The organism is Rhizobium sp. AAP116, assembly GCF_001295785.1.
Classification (GTDB): domain Bacteria; phylum Pseudomonadota; class Alphaproteobacteria; order Rhizobiales; family Rhizobiaceae; genus Allorhizobium.
The window spans coordinates 241,659-259,208 of record NZ_LJIB01000026.1; the positions used below are offsets into that span (position 1 = coordinate 241,659).

Below are 17,550 nucleotides of genomic sequence, written 5' to 3' on the forward strand. Positions count from 1 at the left end.
TGTGATCGTGTTTCCACACTTGTCACGAGCTGTGACTTGTTCACGGGGTGGCTGTCTGCCGCGGTCGCAGTTGCGGTGAGACGACCACGAGCAGCAGGGCCGCAAGCGGCAGGGAAAAGGCATGGCCGATATGCTTGAAGCCGAGAGCACCGACGAGGCCGCCGACGAAGAACATGCCAACGATGGGCAGTAGGATGCCGAGCTTGCGGCTGTCCGTTGCAAGCGGTGGATGATCGAGGAGCCGGACGATCCGGCCATAGGCGAGCTTGCCGAATTCGATGCCGACATCGGTAATCATGCCGGTCAGGTGGGTGGTGCGGATGCGGGCGCCGGAGATCTTGGTGATCGTCGCGTTCTGGAGGCCCATCACGAAGCAGAGGAGAAGGGCCGTCACCGCTGCGGCTGAAGCCGCCGGCACGACGGCGCCGATCCCGGCAAAGGCGATCAGCAGGCCGGATTCGAGCGCCAGCGGATAGGCATATTGCTGTCGGCGCGCATGGCGCCGGGCCCAGTTGATAAGGACGGCCGAGCACGCAGCGCCGAACGTGAAGCTGACCAGAAGTGCGATGCCAGCGCCGACCAGCCCGAAAAGCCCGAGTGCCAGATTGTCGGTAATCGCGGAGACGATGCCGGTCATGTGCGAGGTGTAGTGACCGATGGCAAGGAAGCCGCCGGCATTCATCGCGCCCGCGACAAAAGCCAGGATTGTGCCGAGCAGCAGGTCGTTAGGCCGCGTGCGGCGATGGGCGGCGGCAAACCGCAAGAGCCGCATGTATCCGCCCTGGCGCCCTGGGAGCCGGCTGTGATCCGTGATGATGGAGGGTGCCTGCGCCACGTAGTCGCCTATCGTTTGGACGGGAAAGTGTAACCCGTCTGAACCGTACCCTTGCCGAACTTGTCGCGCAATTTGTCCATCGCCGCCTCCGCCGCTGCCCGCCGCGCCGCCTGGGCATCAACGAGGTCAGGCGGGTCGGCAAGCATCGGATCCTGCAAATCGCTGACGCCGATGCCGATCAGCCGGAAGCGCGTTCCATCCGTTTCCTTCTCCAAAAGCGACATGCCGGTGCGGAAGATCCGATCGGCTAGCTGGGTGGGGTCATCCAGCCGTCGATTGCGCGTTCTGAGCTTGAAATCGGCCGTCTTGAGCTTCAGGACGACGGTCTGCCCGGCGATCTCGTGTCGCTTCAGCCGCCAGGCGACCTTTTCGGACAAGGCACGCAGATGCACCACGAGCTCGTCGAGCCGGTGAATGTCGTCGAAGAAGGTCGTCTCGGCCGAGACGCTCTTGGCCGGGTCGTTCGGATGCACCGTCCGCTCGTCGATGCCGCGGGACAGACGCGCCAGACGCTGTCCCATCGAGCCATAGCGGCGCATGAGATCGCTCTCGTCCATCACCTGCAGCTGGCCGATGGTTCGGATGCCGTCGGCCTGTAGCGTTGTGGCAAGTGCCTTTCCGACACCCCAGATCATCGTGACCGGCTTGTCGGCAAGGAAGGAGACCGCCTCGGCCTCGCCGATGACGGAGAAACCGCGCGGCTTCTGCAGGTCGGAAGCGACCTTGGCGAGGAACTTGCAGTAGGAAAGGCCAACGGAAACGGTAATGCCGATCTCTTCCTCGATGCGTCGGGCGAGCCTTGCCAGCACTCGGGCCGGCGGATCGTGATGCAGCAGTTCGGTGCCTCGCAGATCGAGAAAGGCCTCGTCGATCGAAATCGGCTGCACGAGCGGTGTCAGCTCCTCCATCATTGCCCGGATTTCGCGACCGACACGGGAATACTTCTCCATGTCGGGCTTGATGACCACGGCCTGCGGACAGGCTTCCAGAGCCTTGAACATCGGCATGGCAGACCGCACCCCATGGATGCGTGCGACGTAGCAGGCGGTGGAGACGACTCCGCGCTTGCCGCCGCCGATGATCACGGGCTTGTCGATCAGCTCCGGATTGTCGCGCTTCTCCACCGAGGCGTAGAAAGCATCACAATCGATATGCGCGATCGACAGGTCGTAGAGTTCGGAATGGTAGACGAGCCTCGGGCTGCCGCAGGAACGACAACGCCGTGCACCATCGGCCTGCCCTGTCAGGCAGTCACGGCAAAAGCCAGGGTGATCAGGAGCAGCGCGCGTCATGGCCAGAACAAAGGTTGAACATTCCCACCATAGGCCGCGCTGCGAATGCAGGCAAGGGCAGCAAGGCCGGGACGAGCGGTTGTCGTTCGGTTAGCCCGCGAAATGCGATCGGATCAGCTCGGACGCCTCCGGCCAGGTGCCGACACGCCGGACCGTTTCGGGTGGCTCGGGTGCGAAGCGGAAGATTTCGAGCGGTGGCGGAAGATAGATCAAAAGGCAGTCTGGCACGTGCTGGCCGACCGAGTGCAGATTGTGCACCATGTCGTCGACGAAGGCGACGGGCAGGGGCCTTTCCCCTTGCAACGCCGCTACCATCGGCCCCTTGGCCTCTTCCGTTGCAATCATTGGAAAGGTCAGTGTCAGCTGGTCGAGCAGCCGTCGCCGCACCTCGGCGTGGCGAGGCGGCATGGCAGTGAGGAACACAAGATCGGCATTCTGGCCGAGCGCATGAAGGCTGTCGACCGCATCGGCAAACGGCGTCTGCCAGCGCTCCTGCTCGACGAAGAAATCATCGATCAGCGCCTTGACGGCTGGCGCTTCGATCACGCTTTCATCGGCGCCGGTGACGATGTTGCCGGTCAGCTTGAAGGAGCGCGGCAACAGCCTGTGGCCGCGGCTCTGCAGGAAGGCCTCGAACGGTGCGGCGAACTGCAGGACGACATCATCGACATCGCAGACGATCAAAGGCCTGTCCGTCAGGCGGATGTGGTCGAGATCCGTCAGCATCAGAAATCGGCCGAATCGAAGCTCGGACCGGCGTAGCGGTGATAGGCCTCGACCACCGTTTCAGGCTTGGTGTCCGTCGCGGTGCAGAATTCCATCAGCGTCGGTTCGTGCTGCATCAGAAACTCCAGCATGCCGGCGAGAAAGGCCGGGTCGCCGACCGCCTGGCGAAGCTGTGTCGGCTGTACGCCAGACAATGCGAGGAAACGCGACAGCATCTCCGGTTCATTTGCCAACCAGCCAAGCACGGCAACCGCAGTGGCTTCGGCATCGGCAGGTATATCTCTGTTTTTCATAAAGTCTTTTCCTCTTGCCCTGGCAAATTACCGATTTCGAAACCAAATAGCACTAGCATGTTCGCTGACGGAAGACGCAACTCGCGCTGGGTCCGGTGTTCCGGACTGACTGAATGCGCGAGACAAAGGACCGGGTGAATGCCGAAAAAAGTGATGATTGTCGAAGACAACGAGCTCAACATGAAGCTCTTCCGCGATCTGATCGAGGCATCCGGCTATGAGACAGTGCAGACCCGCAACGGCATGGAAGCCATGGATCTCGCCCGGCGCCACCGCCCGGATCTGATCCTGATGGACATCCAGTTGCCGGAGGTCTCAGGTCTTGAAGTGACCAAGTGGCTGAAGGACGATCCCGAGCTCCACGTGATCCCTGTGATTGCCGTAACGGCATTCGCCATGAAGGGCGATGAGGAGCGGATCCGGCAGGGTGGCTGTGAGGCCTATGTCTCCAAACCCATCTCGGTCCCCAAGTTTATCGAGACGATCAAGACCTATCTCGGAGATGCGTGAGGACTGACAGCCATGACTGCCCGTATTCTGGTCGTCGATGACATTCCTGCCAACGTCAAGCTGCTCGAAGCGCGGCTGATGGCGGAGTATTTCGACGTGCTGACGGCAAGCAATGGCCGTGATGCGCTGGATATCTGCGATCGCACCCAGGTCGACGTCATCCTCCTCGACATCATGATGCCGGAGATGGACGGATTCGAGGTCTGCGAGCGGCTGAAGTCCAACCCGCGTACGGCGCATATCCCGGTCGTCATGGTCACTGCCCTCGATCAGCCTTCTGATCGTGTCCGCGGTCTGCAGGCCGGTGCCGACGATTTCCTGACGAAGCCGGTCAACGACCTGCAGCTCATCTCACGGGTGAAGAGCCTGGTGCGCTTGAAGACGCTGACGGACGAGCTGCGCATTCGCCACGACACGACCCGTGAGGCCGGCATCGGTGATGTCTTCAGGCTCCACGAGGGGCGCCTCGAAGAGCAGGCGCAGGTTCTGCTAGTCGACAGCCGCGGTGCCTCCCAGGAGCGCATTATCAAGGCGCTGAAGCCGATTGCCGAAGTCAGCGCCATGTCAGACCCGCAGGCGGCGGTGTTCGAGGCGGCTGAGAACGCTTTCGATCTGGTCATCGTCAACAGCAATCTCGAAGACTACGACCCCTTGCGTCTCTGCTCGCAGATCCGTTCGCTGGAACGCACCCGCTTCATTCCGATTCTCCTGATCACGGAGCAGGGGGATGAGCAGATGATCATCCGGGCGCTTGATCTCGGCGTGAACGACTACATCGTGCGCCCGCTCGATCCCAACGAAATGATCGCCCGCACGCTGACACAGGTTCGCCGCAAGCGCTTCAACGATCGCCTGCGCAACAGTGTGCGTCAGACGATCGAACTTGCCGTCACCGATGGGCTCACGGGCCTCCACAATCGCCGCTATCTCGATACGCATCTGCGCACACTGTTCGCCCGCGCCAAGGTGCGTGGTCGGCCGCTGACGCTATGCATCACCGATATCGACCGCTTCAAGCAGGTGAACGATGTCTACGGGCACGATGCCGGCGACGAAGTGCTGAAGGAGTTTGCCGGCCGGATCCGCTCGACCGTGCGGGGGGCCGATCTTGCCTGCCGTTTTGGCGGCGAGGAATTCGTCGTCGTGATGCCCGACACACCGGCGGAAGTCGCCGCAACCGTTGCCGAGAGGCTGCGTGGCATGATCGAGGCACGGCCCTTCCAGCTTCGATCGGGTGAGACCCCTCTGATGCTGACAGCATCCATGGGCATTGCCACGATCGGTCCCGGTATCGAAACGCCCGAGCAGCTTCTGAAGCAGGCCGACCGGGCTCTCTATGAAGCGAAGAACTCCGGTCGCAACCGCGTCGTGGGCGCTGCTGCTTGACCCCAGGGCCCAAGGGCAGTGACAAATTCTCAAGTTTCGACCGTCGCCCTGAAAGATCTTCACAGCTTTTTCAATTGCCGCCATCCTTGGCATGCCGGGTAAATCTTGCTGACTTTTTGAGCAGTTACAAAACGACTTATTTTTAGCAGCCCGAATAGTATTGAGGCTGATCCTGCCACTGACGCCCGACTGGATCGAGAATGTGCTTACTCGGTTTTGTATTTAATTGAATATTAGGTTCCGCTGTCACTGACTGATCTCACCCGCTCAAGTCAGTCTCTGTGATCTTTCACAACTAAGCTTGAGAACATCCGAAATGTGTCTGCGGTATTCTCAAGTCTCAATGTGTGTAGAACTGACTATCACCTGTGAATCGCAAGTTCATCTGAGCCTAATTTAACCATAAAGCAGCGAAGCCCGGGTAAGCAGTTAATAATCTGTTGATTTTTGTCTCTACTTGAGAGAACTTGCAGCCATCGGACAAGACCCCTTCGGAGGTCATCAATACCCCATGATGCTCAGGTCCGCCGCATCTCCTGGGTCGTGGGGTCGGTCGGTTGGTATGCAACGTCAAAAACGGTTCCTCGTGCCGTGTTGTGTGCCGGCCGACCCCCTAATAGGACACCGGTTTCCGCAAGGAAGCCGGTGTTTTTCGTTTGGCGATATGCCTGGAGCAGTGGCATCACTGCAAAAGAAAAAGGCGTGTCGCAGAATGCGACACGCCTTTTTTGAAAAGCCCCAGATCAAGTCTTACTTGATCTTGGTTTCCTTGAACTCGACATGCTTCTTAGCAACCGGGTCGTACTTGGTCTTCGTCATCTTTTCCGTCATCGTGCGGCTGTTCTTCGTGGTTACGTAGAAGAAACCCGTGTCAGCCGTCGACAGAAGCTTGATCTTGATGGTTGTAGCCTTGGCCATGGTCGTCCTGCCTCTAATAAACGAAGCCGTGGACGACCGAACGAGGCCCACGGCAAATCTGGCGCGAAACTACAAATCGCGCCCGAAAAGTCAAGTGCGTTTCGGCTTAAAAAGCAGGCGTCCCAGGGAAAGCACCACGTAGAGCGCGAAGAAGCCCGCAATTGCCCAGGCAAATCCGTCATTGCCGGTGATATCGATGGCCGCTCCTATGGCCTGAGGACCGGCGACGGTGCCGACAGCATAGCAGAAAATGAAGGCGGCATTGGCCGCCGCGAGGTCGGCGCCGGTGAGTCGCGAGCCGAGATGGCTCAGGCCGACGGTGTAGAGCCCGGCAACGCATCCGCCCCAGAACAGCAGAACGATGGCCATCAGGTGCCAGTGGCCGGACAGCCAGGGTAATGTCAGGGATCCGGCAAGCCCGACAATGGCGAGAATCGACAGAAGCAGGCGCCGGTCACGCATACGGTCGGAGAGCAACCCCAGCGGGATCTGGAAGATCATGTTGCCGACACCCATGACCGTCAGGAGAAGCGCTGCCTGCGTCTCTGTAAAGCCGCTGCGGGTGGCATAGATCGGGAAGAGGGAAAGGCCGCCGGCTTCGACTGCCCCGAAGACGAAAACGGCAACCGTCGCTGTCGGTACCAGGAAGATGTAGCGGAAGAAATGCATCTCCGGCTTTTCGCTCAGCACCGGGCTTTCGTTGCGGGCGATGTAGATCGGAATGGCGGCCGCGAGGATCGCGATGGCGCCGACCCCAAAGGGCAGGAGCCCGTCGCTCCCCAGCACGGAAAAGAGCAGTGGACCACAGGCAAATCCGACGGCCAGCATGGTGGCGTAGATGCCCATCACCAGGCCGCGCTTGCGCGAAGGGGCCGCCGCATTGATCCAGAACTCGGAGAGGATGAAGAGTGTCGTGGTCGCACCGTGAAACACGATGCGCAGCGGAAACCACATCCAGAACTGTTCGGCATAATAGAAGCCGATCGCGCTCACTGCCGACAGGACTACGGCCCAGAGCATGGTCGGCACGACGCCGAGCTTGTGGGCGAGTTTGGTGGTCACGGGAGCAGCCGCCATGGCGGCGATCCCGGCCATCGCCGAGTTGAGACCGATCAGCGTCGAGGAGATGCCGCGCTTTTCGAGAATGATGCTGAGCAGCGGCAGGCCGAGGCCAATTGCAATGCCCACAGCCGAAATCGCTGAAATCGCTGCGAAAAGCGAGGGCCAGTGGATTTCGTCGCGATCGCCGTTCAGGCCGACATTCGTCTCAGACATCGGACACCCGGTCGCTCATGTCGCATTCCGGCCTGAGGCATGACCGCAGGCGCGCAGGTGTCGAAATCTGTGATGGCATCGGCGCGTACCAGCTCCTGGGCATAGTCGATCGGCGCGGCATGTTCAGACTGGAAACCGCACGCCTGTCAAGCGCTTCTGATCTCACGGTACGAATCAAGACTGCGCCTCTGGGCGACGTTTAACGAAAAACCGCCACAGCCGCGTGACGGATCGATGACTCAGTCGCGGCCGTCCTTGAAGGTTTCTGGCGCGTCATCATGCCCACCGAATCCGTGCATCCGCAGTGCCCATTGCAGCCCGACCACTCCGCCTTTGATCGGCTGCAGGCAGAGCAGGGACGTAACGACGCCGATCGGTGCCCAGATGGCAAAATGCACCCAGGCAGGCAGAACGAAGACCAGATCGGTGGCCATGAAGCCGCCGACCAGGACATGGCCGAGAATGAGAATGACGAGATAGGCCGGTAGGTCGTCCGCCCGATGGTGATGATAATCCTCGCCGCAAGCCGCGCAGTTATCCACCACCTTGAGATAGCTGCGGAAGAGCTTGCCCGAGCCGCAGGACGGACATTGATTGAGCATGCCGCGCTTGATCGAGCGACCGAGCGGGCGATCGGCCTTCTCGCCGCCGCCGTACTGGATCGTTGCCTGGGTCTGGTTGCCGCTCATGTCATGCCTCCGGGGCGAAAGTGTCAACGTCGCGAGCGCGGCGGACGTGTGCCGGGCTGCTTGTGCCCGTTCCGCCGTCCTGCCTTGTGGAAGGAACGCGTCGCCACCGGCATCTTGCGTCCCTCGCTCAGCATCTCGAAGCGCAGCGCGCCGGCCAGTGGCACCGCTTCAACAAGCTTGACCTCGACGATGTCGCCGAGCTGATAACCGAGCCCGGACTTCTCGCCCGTCAGGGCCTGATGCGCTTCGTCGTAGATATAGTAGTCCCGGCCCAGCGTGGAAACCGGGATGAAGCCATCTGCGCCAAATTGCGGCAGGGCGACGAAAAGGCCGGACTTGGTCACGCCCCGGATCTGTCCCTCGAACTCATCGCCGATACGCCCGGCAAGATGATGCGCGATCAAGCGGTTAACCGTGTCGCGCTCGGCCGCCATCGCGCGGCGCTCGAAGGTCGAGATCTCAGCCGCGATGTCCTCGAGGCTTGCTTCCTCGTCCGGCGTGATGCCGCCTTCGCCCAGGCCCAGCGAACCCACCAGCGCCCTGTGAACGATGAGGTCGGCATAACGGCGGATCGGCGAGGTGAAGTGGGCGTATTTCATCAGGTTGAGGCCGAAATGGCCAATATTTTCGGGACTATAGATCGCCTGGCTCTGGCTGCGCAGCACCATCTCGTTGACAATGACCTGATGCGGCGTGTCTTCGGCTTTCGCGAGAATGCCATTGAACGAGTTGGACCGCATGTTGCCGCCCTTGACCAGCGACATGCCGAGCGTGGCGAGGAACTCCCGCAAAACTTCCTGCTTGGCGAGCGTCGGCGCGTCATGGATCCGGTAGATCAGCGCCTGCCGCTTCTTCTCCAGCGTCTCGGCAGCCGCGACGTTCGCCTGGATCATCATCTCTTCGATCAGCTTGTGCGCATCAAGCCTCTCGGGCACATGCACGCGATCGACTGTGCCGTCTTCCTTGAGGATGATCTTGCGCTCGGGCATGTCGAGCTCGAGCGGCTGGCGACGGTCACGGCCGCGCTTCATCACGGCATAGGCATGCCACAGGGGTTTAAGGATCGGCTCCAGCAGCGGGCCGGTCTTGTCATCGGTCTTGCCGTCGATGGCCGCCTGCGCCTGCTGGTAGGAGAGCTTGGCCGCGCTCTTCATCATGATGCGGTGGAAGGTGTGGCTCGCCTTGCGGCCCTCATGCGAGAAGACCATGCGCACGGCAAGCGCCGGCCGGTCGACGCCTTCGCGCAGCGAGCAGAGGTCATTCGAAATCCGCTCGGGCAGCATGGGCACGACACGGTCCGGAAAATAGACGGAATTGCCGCGCTTCAGCGCTTCGCGGTCGAGCGCAGATTTCGGCCGGATGTAGTAGGAGACGTCGGCAATCGCCACCGTCACGATCACGCCATCAGGATTGTCGGGCGAGGTGTCGAGTTCGGCATAGACGGCGTCGTCATGGTCCTTGGCGTCATGCGGGTCGATGGTGATGAGCGGCAAGTCGCGCCAGTCCTCGCGATGCGACATGGACGCGGGCTTGGCGTCCTCGGCCTCCGATATTACTGACTGCGGGAAGATATGCGGAATGCCATGCGCATGAATGGCGATCATCGAGATCGCCTTTTCTGAGGCAACCGAGCCGACGACGTTGAGCACCTTGGCCCGCGTCAGGCCGAAACGGGCTGAACGACCGACTTCCACCTCGACCAGATCACCATCCTTGGCCTCGCCGATGTCGTTGGCGTCGATCTGCATTTCCTCGCCGCGGCGCTCGATCGGCATCAGGCGTGCGCCACCGTCCGGCATCATCCGCACCACGCCCATCACGGCACCGACATGACGATCGAGGATCTTGATCACACGGGCGGTATAGGCTGGGCCGGATCGGTCCTTGTTGGCGAAGATCTTGGCAAGCACCCGGTCGCCGAGGCCACCAACAGGCGTCTTGCCCTTGGAACGGTCGGAACTCGACTGGCGGATCAAAACAGCTGGCGCCGCCCCTGCCTCTTCGGGCCACTCGGCCGGCCTGCCGATCAGCTCACCGTCCTTGTCACGTGTCGTGATATCGAGAACCGTGACCGGGGGCAGGGCGCCGGGTCGTGTCAGGGACTTGCGGCTCTTCTGCACGAGGCCGTCTTCTTCGAGATCCTTCAGCGCCTGCTTGAGTTCGACCCGCTGCTCGCCCTTCAGCCCGAAGGCCTTCGCGATCTCGCGCTTCGACGCGCGATCTGGATTGTCGGTGATGAACTGCATGAGCACTTCACGGGGAGGCACTTCCCCGTGGATGAGGGCGGTGGGGTTTTCGCTCCTCGCCTTGGCCGCACCTTCCGCACGCCGGCTCTTGCGGTTGCCGGAGCCGGGTGTCTCGGAGGGGTCGCGGTGTCTCTTGCTCAAGTCGCACTCTTCTTCGTTGTCTTTGCCTTCGTGGCCGTTTTGGCCGGCGCCTTCTTGGTGGCAGCGGCCTTCGGCTTGGCGGCCGTCTTCTTCGGCTTTTCCGCCGCACCGTCGTCCGACTTCGCCTTGGCAGACTTGGCCGGAGCCTTCTTGGTCTTGCTCTTGCCGCCGCCATCCTTGGCCGCCCGCTCGGCGATCAGCACAAGCGCTTCCTCGACGGTGACGCTTTGCGGGTCCTTGCCCTTCGGCAGGGTGGCATTCACCTTGCCCCAATTGACGTAGGGACCGAAACGACCTTCGCGGACCGTCATCGCTCCACCGTCAGGATGCTCTCCGAGTTCCTTAAGCGCAACCGCCGCCGTGCGGCCACGGCCGCCCGGATTGGCCTTCTTTTCGGCGAGTACGGTCACGGCGCGGTTGAGGCCGATCGACAGCACGTCCTCAATACCTTCGAGATTGGCATAGGTGCCGTCATGCAGCACGAAGGGCCCGTAGCGCCCGAGACCGGCCGAAATCATCTTGCCGGTTTCCGGATGCGCACCCACGTCGCGCGGCAGCGACAGCAGAGAAAGCGCCTTTTCGAAATCGATATCCGCTGGCGCCCATCCCTTCGGCAGCGAGGAGCGCTTGGCTTCCTTGCCGTCGCCCCGCTGGACGTAAGGCCCGAACCGGCCCGAACGTAGCGTGATCTCTTCTTCGGTGACCGGGTCTTTCCCAAGTGCCCGCGGCTCATTACCGCCGGCGTCGGCTTCGGCACCACCTTCGGAGGACAGCTGGCGGGTAAAGTTGCACTCCGGATAGTTCGAGCAGCCGACAAAGGCGCCGTACTTGCCGAGCTTCAGCGACAGATTACCGGTGCCGCAGACCTGGCAGATGCGCGGATCGGATCCGTCCTCGCGCTTCGGGAAGACGAGCGGCGCAAGCGCCTCGTTCAGCGCGTCGAGCACGTTGGTGACGCGCAACTCCTTCGTGTCTTCGATCTGGGCGAAGAAATCCTGCCAGAAGGCGCGCAACACGTCCTTCCAGTTGAGCTCACCGGCCGAGATCTTGTCGAGCTTCTCCTCGAGCTCGGCGGTGAAGTCATATTCGACATACTTGTTGAAGAAGTTCTCCAGGAAAGCCGTGACCAGACGCCCCTTCGAATGCGGGATCAGCTTGCGCTTGTCCATGACCACATATTCGCGGTCGCTCAGCGTCTTGAGCGTCGCTGCATAGGTCGAAGGGCGGCCGATGCCGAGCTCTTCCATCTTCTTGATCAGCGAGGCTTCCGAATAACGCGGCGGCGGCTCGGTGAAATGCTGGCTGGAATTCACCTTTTGCTTGGCCAGTGCCTCGCGCGCATTGATCTCGGGCAGACGACCATCCTCGTCGTCACCATCCTCGGGCGCCTCGCCTTCCTCGCGCTGGTCCGTATAGGCGGCAATGAAACCGTCGAAACGAATGACGGAACCAACGGCGCGCAGGCCTGCCTTCTCGCCCTTGTTGTCGGCGAGGATCTCGACCGTCGTGCGCTCGATTTCGGCGGACGCCATCTGGCTCGCAATGCCGCGCTTCCAGATCAGGTCGTAGAGCCGCATCTGGTCGCTGTCGAGGAAGCGGCGAAGCTTGTCCGGCGAGCGGTTGAAGTCGGTCGGACGGATGGCTTCGTGGGCTTCCTGGGCGTTCTTCGCCTTGGTGGAATAGAGGCGCGCCTTCTCCGGCACATAGCGCGGGCCGAACTGGTCGAGCACGGCTGCACGCGCCGCCTCGATCGCTTCGGGCGCCATCTGCACGCCGTCCGTACGCATATAGGTAATGAGACCGACGGTTTCGCCGCCGATGTCGATGCCTTCATAGAGCTTCTGGGCGATCTGCATGGTGCGCGACGCCGAGAAGCCGAGTTTCGAGGATGCGGCCTGCTGCAGCGTGGACGTGGTGAAGGGCGGGCCAGGATTGCGCTTGACCGGCTTTGCCTCGACGCTGTCAACAGCGAAGGCTGCACCCTCGAGCAATGCCTTGATGCCTGAGGCCTGGTCGCCATTGGTCACCGAGTTGCGCTGCATGCGCTTGCCGAGATGCGAGACAAGCCTTGCCTCGAACTCGTCACCGCGCGGCGTCTTCAGCAGCGCGGAAATGTTCCAGTATTCCTCGGCGACGAAACGTTCGATCTCGTTTTCGCGGTCGCAGACGAGGCGCAGCGCCACAGACTGCACGCGACCGGCTGAGCGCGCACCCGGCAGCTTGCGCCAGAGAACCGGCGACAGATTGAAGCCGACGAGATAATCGAGTGCACGGCGCGCCAGGTAGGCGTCGACCAGCGGCGTGTCGATATCGCGCGGATTGGCCATGGCGTCGAGCACGGCCTTCTTGGTGATCGCGTTGAAGACAACGCGCTTCACAGGCTTGTCGCCGATCACCTTCTTCTTTTTCAGAAGGTCGAGCACGTGCCAGGAAATAGCCTCACCCTCGCGATCCGGGTCGGTCGCGAGAAACAGGCCGTCGGAGGACTTCACCGCATCGGCAATGTCCTTCATGCGTTTTTGCGAGGCGGCATCGACCTCCCAGAACATCTCGAAATCCTGGTCTGGCAGAACGGAGCCATCCTTGGCCGGCAGATCGCGCACATGGCCGAATGAGGCGAGCACCTTGTATCCGGGACCCAGATACTTGTTGATCGTCTTGGCCTTGGCCGGGGATTCTACGACTACGACGTTCATTGGACAACTATACCTTCAACGCATCCGATCAGCGGCACCGCACCACAGTCTTCGGAACACGGTTTTCCGACATGGAGGGCGAAACGTCTGCGGTCAAGAGGCGGGGCCTATTTTCCGACCTGTGAATATATGCAACCGGAGAGAGATCACAGGTAGATTGCAATCTTAGATAAATGATCTATTGTATTTTACAGGGCATGGCGAGGCTGGGTTGTGATGGCCTCCGGTGAAGACGGACAAATGCGATGGCACGAGACACAGCCGACACGAACGGTCGCGGAACCCGCACGATGGAAAACATCGCCTACATCCGCCAGATGCTCGCCGAGTTGCGGCTTGTTGCCGAAAATGAAGGCGCCGAGATGCTCTGTTATCTGATCGAGATGGCCTATGTCGAAGCCGGCGATGTCCAGTCCGGCCGTCGTGCGCTTTCAATCCATCATGCTCAGCGAGACAAACCCTCCCGCATGCCGCTCTAGCCGTCCGGCAATATCGAGCTCCAGCAAGACCAGATAGACCGAAGACGCCGGCAAGGCTGTATGGCGGATGATATCGTCGATCTCGACAGGCGTCGGGCCAAGCGCCTGCACGATGACGAGGCGTTCGTTGTCATTCGGCGGAGGTGCAAGCGGTCTCTCGCCGGGCTCGTCAGCAGGCTCGTCTGCTTCGTTCGGACTGAAGAGATCGAGCTCGGAGATCGGAGCCAGCGCCTGCAGCACATCCTGTGGTCTGGTGGTGACGGTCGCCCCATCCTTGAGCAAGCCGTTGGTGCCCTCGCAGCGCGGATCGAGTGGTGAGCCGGGAACGGCAAAGACCTGCCGACCGAATTCTCCCGCAAGTCTTGCGGTGATCAGCGAACCGGAGCGTGCAGCCGCTTCGATCACCACTACACCCAGAGCCACGCCGGCGATCAGCCGGTTGCGTCGGGGAAAATCCCGTGCCCGCGGTTCCCAGCCGAAGGGCATTTCGGAAATTGCGAGGCCGCGACCGCTGCAGATCTGGTCCAGCAGATCGACATTCTCGGGCGGGTAGGGTTGGTCAAGACCGCCCGCCATGGCCGCAATCGTGCCGGTGTCGAGGCTGGCCCGATGCGCTGATGCGTCGATGCCGCGGGCAAGGCCCGACACGATCGCATAGCCGGCACGCCCGATCTCCCCCGCCATCATCGCTGCGAACTTCGCACCGCTGATCGAGGCATTGCGCGATCCGACGATGCCGACTGCCGGGAGGGTCGCGACGTCTAGGTCGCCCTTGACGGCAAGCAGGGGAGGGGCTGCGTCAATCTGTCTGAGCGCTGCCGGATAGTCGGGCTCGCCGATCCCGATGAAGCGGGCGCCGAAACGAGAGGCCGTCTCGATTTCGCGCTCGGCCTCACCGACGGTTGCGATACGAATGCTGCGGGTCGATCCGCCGCGCCTCGAGAGTTCCGGAAGGGCTTCGAGCGCCGTTTCGGCCGAGCCGAAGTGGTTGATCAAGTCCCGAAAGGTTGCGGGGCCGACATTGTCGCTGCGGATGAGCCTCAGCCAGGCGATCCTCTGGCGGTCCGTCAGCGCAATCCCCTTTCGTCTTGCGCTTCCTGACCCCATGGCTTTCCTCTAGCCCTTTTTGCCGATCTTGCTTTCCGTTCCCGCGATCAGCCGCCCGATATTCTCTTTGTGACGCCAGTAAGTGATGACGGTCATGACCGCCGTCACGACTGCAGCCTCTTCAACCCCAAGTATCCACAATGCAACCGGAATGACAAGTGTGGCGACGAGCGCGGACAACGAAGAGTAGCGGGTGATGAAGGCGACCGCGAGCCAGACGATAGCGAAGACCAGAACCATCCGAGGCTCAACCCCGAGCAAGGTGCCGATATAGGTCGCGACACCCTTGCCGCCCTTGAAACCCAGCCAGACTGGGAAAAGGTGACCAATGAAAGCTGCGAAGCCGCCGAAGAGAGCAGCGTTGTGCCCAAAGACCGCATGCGCAATCAGGGCCGCAGCCGTGGCCTTCAGTGCATCGAGAAGGAGGGTGGCGGCCGCCAGCTTCTTGTTGCCGGTGCGCAGCACGTTGGTCGCGCCGATATTGCCCGAACCGATCGAGCGCAGATCGCCGAGGCCCGCCATCTTGGTCAGCACGAGGCCGAAGGGAATGGAGCCGAGCAGGTAACCGAACAAGAGGACGATTGCGAGATTGCCCCAGCCGAGGGCGGAAATGTCGATCATGGGTATACCTGTCCTCTTTAGTCTAGAGCGCGTGGACGCACTGGCCTGCAACATAGGTCGCAACGGCCCGGCCCGAGAAGCGGGCATCTTCGAAAGGCGTGTTCTTCGAGCGTGCAAGAAGATTGTCGCGCGACACGAGCCACGGCTCGTCGAGATCGACAAGCGCGATGTCGCCGTGCGCACCCGGCTTCAGCGTGCCACCGGGCAGCCCGAAGATTTCGGCTGGACGCGTCGACATTGCGTCGATGAGCCGCATCAGCGGTACCTGGCCCGCGTGATGCAGGCGGAGCGCTGCTGAGAGCATGGTTTCCAAGCCGATGGCACCATCGGCGGCCTCGCCGAAAGGCAGGCGCTTGGTGTCGACGTCCTGCGGATCGTGCGAGGAAACGATAATGTCGATCTGCCCCTTGGCCAGCGCATCGACCATTGCCATGCGATCGTCTTCCGAGCGCAGCGGCGGATAGAGCTTGAAGAAGGTCCGGTACTCGCCGATGTCGTTTTCGTTGAGGCTCAGGTGATTGATCGAGATGCCGCAGGTGACCTTGGCACCGCGCTTGCGCCCGAGCTCGATCGCCTCGACCGATTCAGGAATAGAGATCTGCGAGGCGTGATACTTGGCCCGCGTCAGCGCCGCGATCCTGAGGTCGCGCTCCAGCGGAATGAGTTCGGTCTCACGCGGGATGCCGCCAAGCCCGAGCCAGCTTGCAAGCAGCCCTTCGTTCATCACGCCATTGGCCGCGAGATACTTCTCCCGCGTTTCGAGGGCGATCACGGCGCCGAATTCGCGGGCGTAGGTCATGGCACGGCGCAGAACTTGGCTGTCGTTCAACCCGTAGCGGCCATTGGTGAAGGCAACGGCTCCGGCCTGCTGCAGGAGACCCATCTCTGTCATCTCGGCGCTGGTCATGCCCTTGGTCAGAGCCGCTGCCGGATAGACGCGCACATCGGCCGTATCGCGGGCCGTCTTCTTGACGAACTCGACGAGCGCGATGTCGTCGATGACAGGATCCGTTTCCGGCATCATGATGAAGGACGTAATGCCACCGGCCGCAGCCGCCCGGCTTGCGGACGCAATCGTCTCGCGATGCTCCGACCCCGGCTCGCCGACGAAGACGCGAGCGTCAACGAGACCCGGAATGGCGGTGAGGCCCCGGCAATCTCGGATCTCAGCGCCCTCGGGCGAGCCCTGGTTCTGGGCGTCGGCGCCAGCGGCAAGGATCTTGCCGTCTGCGCCGACGATGATGGTCCCGATTTCGTCCAGCTTGCGCGAGGGATCGACGATGCGGGCATTCTTGAGGACAAGCGGCTTTTTCATGCGCCCATTCCCTCCGAACGCGGACCCTGGTTTTGCGAGACGAGCAGCGTTTCCATCACGGCCATGCGAACGGCAACGCCCATCTCGACCTGGCTTTCGATCACGCTCTGCGGACCGTCCGCAACTTCGGAGGCGATCTCGACGCCGCGGTTCATCGGGCCCGGATGCATCACGAGCGCATCCTCTTTGGCAGCCTTCAGCTTCTCCGCATCAAGGCCATAGAAGTGGAAGTATTCCCGCACCGAAGGCACGAAGGAGCCGGACATGCGCTCGCGCTGCAGGCGCAGCATCATGACGACGTCTGCGTCCTTGAGCCCTTCCTTCATGTCATGGAAGACCTCGCAGCCCATGTCGGCGATCCCGGCCGGCAGAAGCGTGGCGGGAGCCACGACGCGGACGCGGGCACCCATGGCATTGAGCAGCAGGATGTTGGAGCGCGCCACACGCGAATGCAGAACGTCGCCGCAGATCGCGACGATGATGCGCGACAGCTTGCCCTTGGCGCGGCGGATTGTGAGCGCATCGAGCAGCGCCTGGGTCGGATGTTCGTGTTGTCCGTCACCGGCATTGACCACTGAACAGGCGACCTTCTGCGCGAGAAGGGCGGCCGCACCGGCAGACGAGTGCCGCACGACCAGCACGTCCGGCCGCATGGCGTTCAGCGTCATCGCCGTGTCGATCAGCGTTTCGCCCTTCTTCACCGAGGAATTGCCGACCGACATGTTCATGACGTCGGCGCCAAGGCGTTTGCCCGCAAGCTCGAACGAGGCTTGCGTGCGCGTCGACGCTTCGAAGAAGAGGTTGATCTGGGTGAGGCCCCTCAGCGTGGAAGTCTTCTTCTCCCGCTGGCGGCTGATTTTGACGGCTTCGTCTGCCTTGTCCAACAGGAACGTGATGTCCTGCTCGGTAAGGCCCTTGATGCCGATGAGATGGCGATGGGGAAAGAAGACCATGGACGTCCTCCTGAGATGTCACGCGGTCTATAAAGTGTGGGATCGGGCCGGGCAAGCACATGCTAGGT

The 17,550-nt window shown here is 61.7% G+C and carries 16 protein-coding genes; 3 read left to right on the forward strand and 13 right to left on the reverse strand.

Annotation, left to right across the window (positions count from 1 at the left end; translation table 11 throughout):
- Positions 1 to 40: 40 nt before the first annotated feature.
- The 4 genes from IP85_RS15870 to IP85_RS15885 form a co-directional block, all read right to left on the reverse strand.
- On the reverse strand, positions 41 to 772 hold the full coding sequence (locus IP85_RS15870) for a YoaK family protein (RefSeq protein WP_245280883.1): 732 nt from the start codon (positions 770 to 772) through the stop codon (positions 41 to 43).
- A 71-nt stretch (positions 773 to 843) separates the two neighbouring features.
- Positions 844 to 2,127 carry a DNA polymerase IV gene (locus IP85_RS15875; RefSeq protein WP_054150641.1) on the reverse strand — a complete coding sequence of 428 codons (1,284 nt, stop codon included), beginning with the start codon at positions 2,125 to 2,127 and terminating at the stop codon, positions 844 to 846.
- Between the two features lie 90 nt (positions 2,128 to 2,217).
- On the reverse strand, positions 2,218 to 2,853 hold the full coding sequence (locus IP85_RS15880) for a hypothetical protein (RefSeq protein ID WP_054150642.1): 636 nt from the start codon (positions 2,851 to 2,853) through the stop codon (positions 2,218 to 2,220).
- The gene (locus IP85_RS15885; RefSeq protein WP_054150643.1) at positions 2,853 to 3,146 is read right to left on the reverse strand and encodes a DUF3572 domain-containing protein; all 294 of its coding nucleotides are present in this window, start codon (positions 3,144 to 3,146) and stop codon (positions 2,853 to 2,855) included. Before IP85_RS15885 ends, IP85_RS15880 begins: the two co-directional genes overlap by 1 nt.
- A gap of 138 nt (positions 3,147 to 3,284) precedes the next feature.
- On the opposite strand from IP85_RS15885, the gene IP85_RS15890 reads away from it, so the two are divergent.
- Together IP85_RS15890 and IP85_RS15895 are read left to right on the forward strand one after the other, a co-directional pair.
- Positions 3,285 to 3,656: a response regulator gene (locus IP85_RS15890; RefSeq protein ID WP_054150644.1), complete on the forward strand. Its 372-nt coding sequence runs from the start codon at positions 3,285 to 3,287 to the stop codon at positions 3,654 to 3,656.
- A 12-nt stretch (positions 3,657 to 3,668) separates the two neighbouring features.
- Positions 3,669 to 5,042 (forward strand): PleD family two-component system response regulator, encoded by a 1,374-nt coding sequence (locus IP85_RS15895; protein WP_054150645.1) that lies wholly within the window; start codon positions 3,669 to 3,671, stop codon positions 5,040 to 5,042.
- A gap of 750 nt (positions 5,043 to 5,792) precedes the next feature.
- Here IP85_RS15895 and rpmG read toward each other — a convergent pair.
- The 5 genes from rpmG to topA form a co-directional block, all read right to left on the reverse strand.
- A complete protein-coding gene (rpmG, locus tag IP85_RS15900; RefSeq protein WP_006727600.1) occupies positions 5,793 to 5,960 on the reverse strand; it encodes a 50S ribosomal protein L33 in 168 nt (55 codons plus the stop codon).
- 90 nt (positions 5,961 to 6,050) lie between these two features.
- Positions 6,051 to 7,235, reverse strand: a complete 1,185-nt coding sequence (locus tag IP85_RS15905; RefSeq protein ID WP_054150646.1) for an MFS transporter — start codon at positions 7,233 to 7,235, stop codon at positions 6,051 to 6,053.
- A gap of 239 nt (positions 7,236 to 7,474) precedes the next feature.
- Positions 7,475 to 7,924, reverse strand: coding sequence for a DUF983 domain-containing protein (locus tag IP85_RS15910; protein ID WP_054150647.1), 450 nt, complete (start codon positions 7,922 to 7,924; stop codon positions 7,475 to 7,477).
- Between the two features lie 23 nt (positions 7,925 to 7,947).
- A complete protein-coding gene (gene rnr / locus IP85_RS15915) occupies positions 7,948 to 10,203 on the reverse strand; it encodes a ribonuclease R (RefSeq protein WP_280949608.1) in 2,256 nt (751 codons plus the stop codon).
- 104 nt (positions 10,204 to 10,307) lie between these two features.
- The gene (topA, locus tag IP85_RS15920) at positions 10,308 to 13,007 is read right to left on the reverse strand and encodes a type I DNA topoisomerase (protein WP_054150649.1); all 2,700 of its coding nucleotides are present in this window, start codon (positions 13,005 to 13,007) and stop codon (positions 10,308 to 10,310) included.
- A gap of 245 nt (positions 13,008 to 13,252) precedes the next feature.
- Here topA and IP85_RS15925 point away from each other — a divergent pair, with 245 nt between their 5' ends.
- Positions 13,253 to 13,486 (forward strand): hypothetical protein, encoded by a 234-nt coding sequence (locus IP85_RS15925; RefSeq protein ID WP_054150650.1) that lies wholly within the window; start codon positions 13,253 to 13,255, stop codon positions 13,484 to 13,486.
- Here the strand turns inward: IP85_RS15925 and dprA are convergent.
- From dprA to IP85_RS15945, 4 genes are read right to left on the reverse strand one after another with little or no spacing between them, the layout of a single operon-like run.
- A complete protein-coding gene (gene dprA, locus IP85_RS15930; RefSeq protein ID WP_054150651.1) occupies positions 13,439 to 14,593 on the reverse strand; it encodes a DNA-processing protein DprA in 1,155 nt (384 codons plus the stop codon). The genes IP85_RS15925 and dprA overlap by 48 nt on opposite strands.
- Positions 14,594 to 14,602: 9 nt before the next feature.
- Complete coding sequence (gene plsY, locus IP85_RS15935) at positions 14,603 to 15,214, reverse strand: glycerol-3-phosphate 1-O-acyltransferase PlsY (protein ID WP_054150652.1); 612 nt, start codon at positions 15,212 to 15,214, stop codon at positions 14,603 to 14,605.
- 22 nt (positions 15,215 to 15,236) lie between these two features.
- Positions 15,237 to 16,529 carry a dihydroorotase gene (locus IP85_RS15940; protein ID WP_054150653.1) on the reverse strand — a complete coding sequence of 431 codons (1,293 nt, stop codon included), beginning with the start codon at positions 16,527 to 16,529 and terminating at the stop codon, positions 15,237 to 15,239.
- Entirely contained in the window at positions 16,526 to 17,482 is a 957-nt protein-coding gene (locus IP85_RS15945; protein WP_006727609.1) for an aspartate carbamoyltransferase catalytic subunit, read from the reverse strand. Before IP85_RS15945 ends, IP85_RS15940 begins: the two co-directional genes overlap by 4 nt.
- Positions 17,483 to 17,550 lie beyond the last annotated feature (68 nt).

Coding starts and splice junctions, on each gene's coding strand:
- IP85_RS15870 (WP_245280883.1), bottom strand. CDS start 772: ATGCGGCTCTTGCGGTTTGCCGCCGCCCATCGCCGCACGCGGCCTAAC.
- IP85_RS15875 (WP_054150641.1), bottom strand. CDS start 2,127: ATGACGCGCGCTGCTCCTGATCACCCTGGCTTTTGCCGTGACTGCCTG.
- IP85_RS15880 (WP_054150642.1), bottom strand. CDS start 2,853: ATGCTGACGGATCTCGACCACATCCGCCTGACGGACAGGCCTTTGATC.
- IP85_RS15885 (WP_054150643.1), bottom strand. CDS start 3,146: ATGAAAAACAGAGATATACCTGCCGATGCCGAAGCCACTGCGGTTGCC.
- IP85_RS15890 (WP_054150644.1), top strand. CDS start 3,285: ATGCCGAAAAAAGTGATGATTGTCGAAGACAACGAGCTCAACATGAAG.
- IP85_RS15895 (WP_054150645.1), top strand. CDS start 3,669: ATGACTGCCCGTATTCTGGTCGTCGATGACATTCCTGCCAACGTCAAG.
- rpmG (WP_006727600.1), bottom strand. CDS start 5,960: ATGGCCAAGGCTACAACCATCAAGATCAAGCTTCTGTCGACGGCTGAC.
- IP85_RS15905 (WP_054150646.1), bottom strand. CDS start 7,235: ATGTCTGAGACGAATGTCGGCCTGAACGGCGATCGCGACGAAATCCAC.
- IP85_RS15910 (WP_054150647.1), bottom strand. CDS start 7,924: ATGAGCGGCAACCAGACCCAGGCAACGATCCAGTACGGCGGCGGCGAG.
- topA (WP_054150649.1), bottom strand. CDS start 13,007: ATGAACGTCGTAGTCGTAGAATCCCCGGCCAAGGCCAAGACGATCAAC.
- IP85_RS15925 (WP_054150650.1), top strand. CDS start 13,253: ATGGCACGAGACACAGCCGACACGAACGGTCGCGGAACCCGCACGATG.
- dprA (WP_054150651.1), bottom strand. CDS start 14,593: ATGGGGTCAGGAAGCGCAAGACGAAAGGGGATTGCGCTGACGGACCGC.
- plsY (WP_054150652.1), bottom strand. CDS start 15,214: ATGATCGACATTTCCGCCCTCGGCTGGGGCAATCTCGCAATCGTCCTC.
- IP85_RS15940 (WP_054150653.1), bottom strand. CDS start 16,529: ATGAAAAAGCCGCTTGTCCTCAAGAATGCCCGCATCGTCGATCCCTCG.
- IP85_RS15945 (WP_006727609.1), bottom strand. CDS start 17,482: ATGGTCTTCTTTCCCCATCGCCATCTCATCGGCATCAAGGGCCTTACC.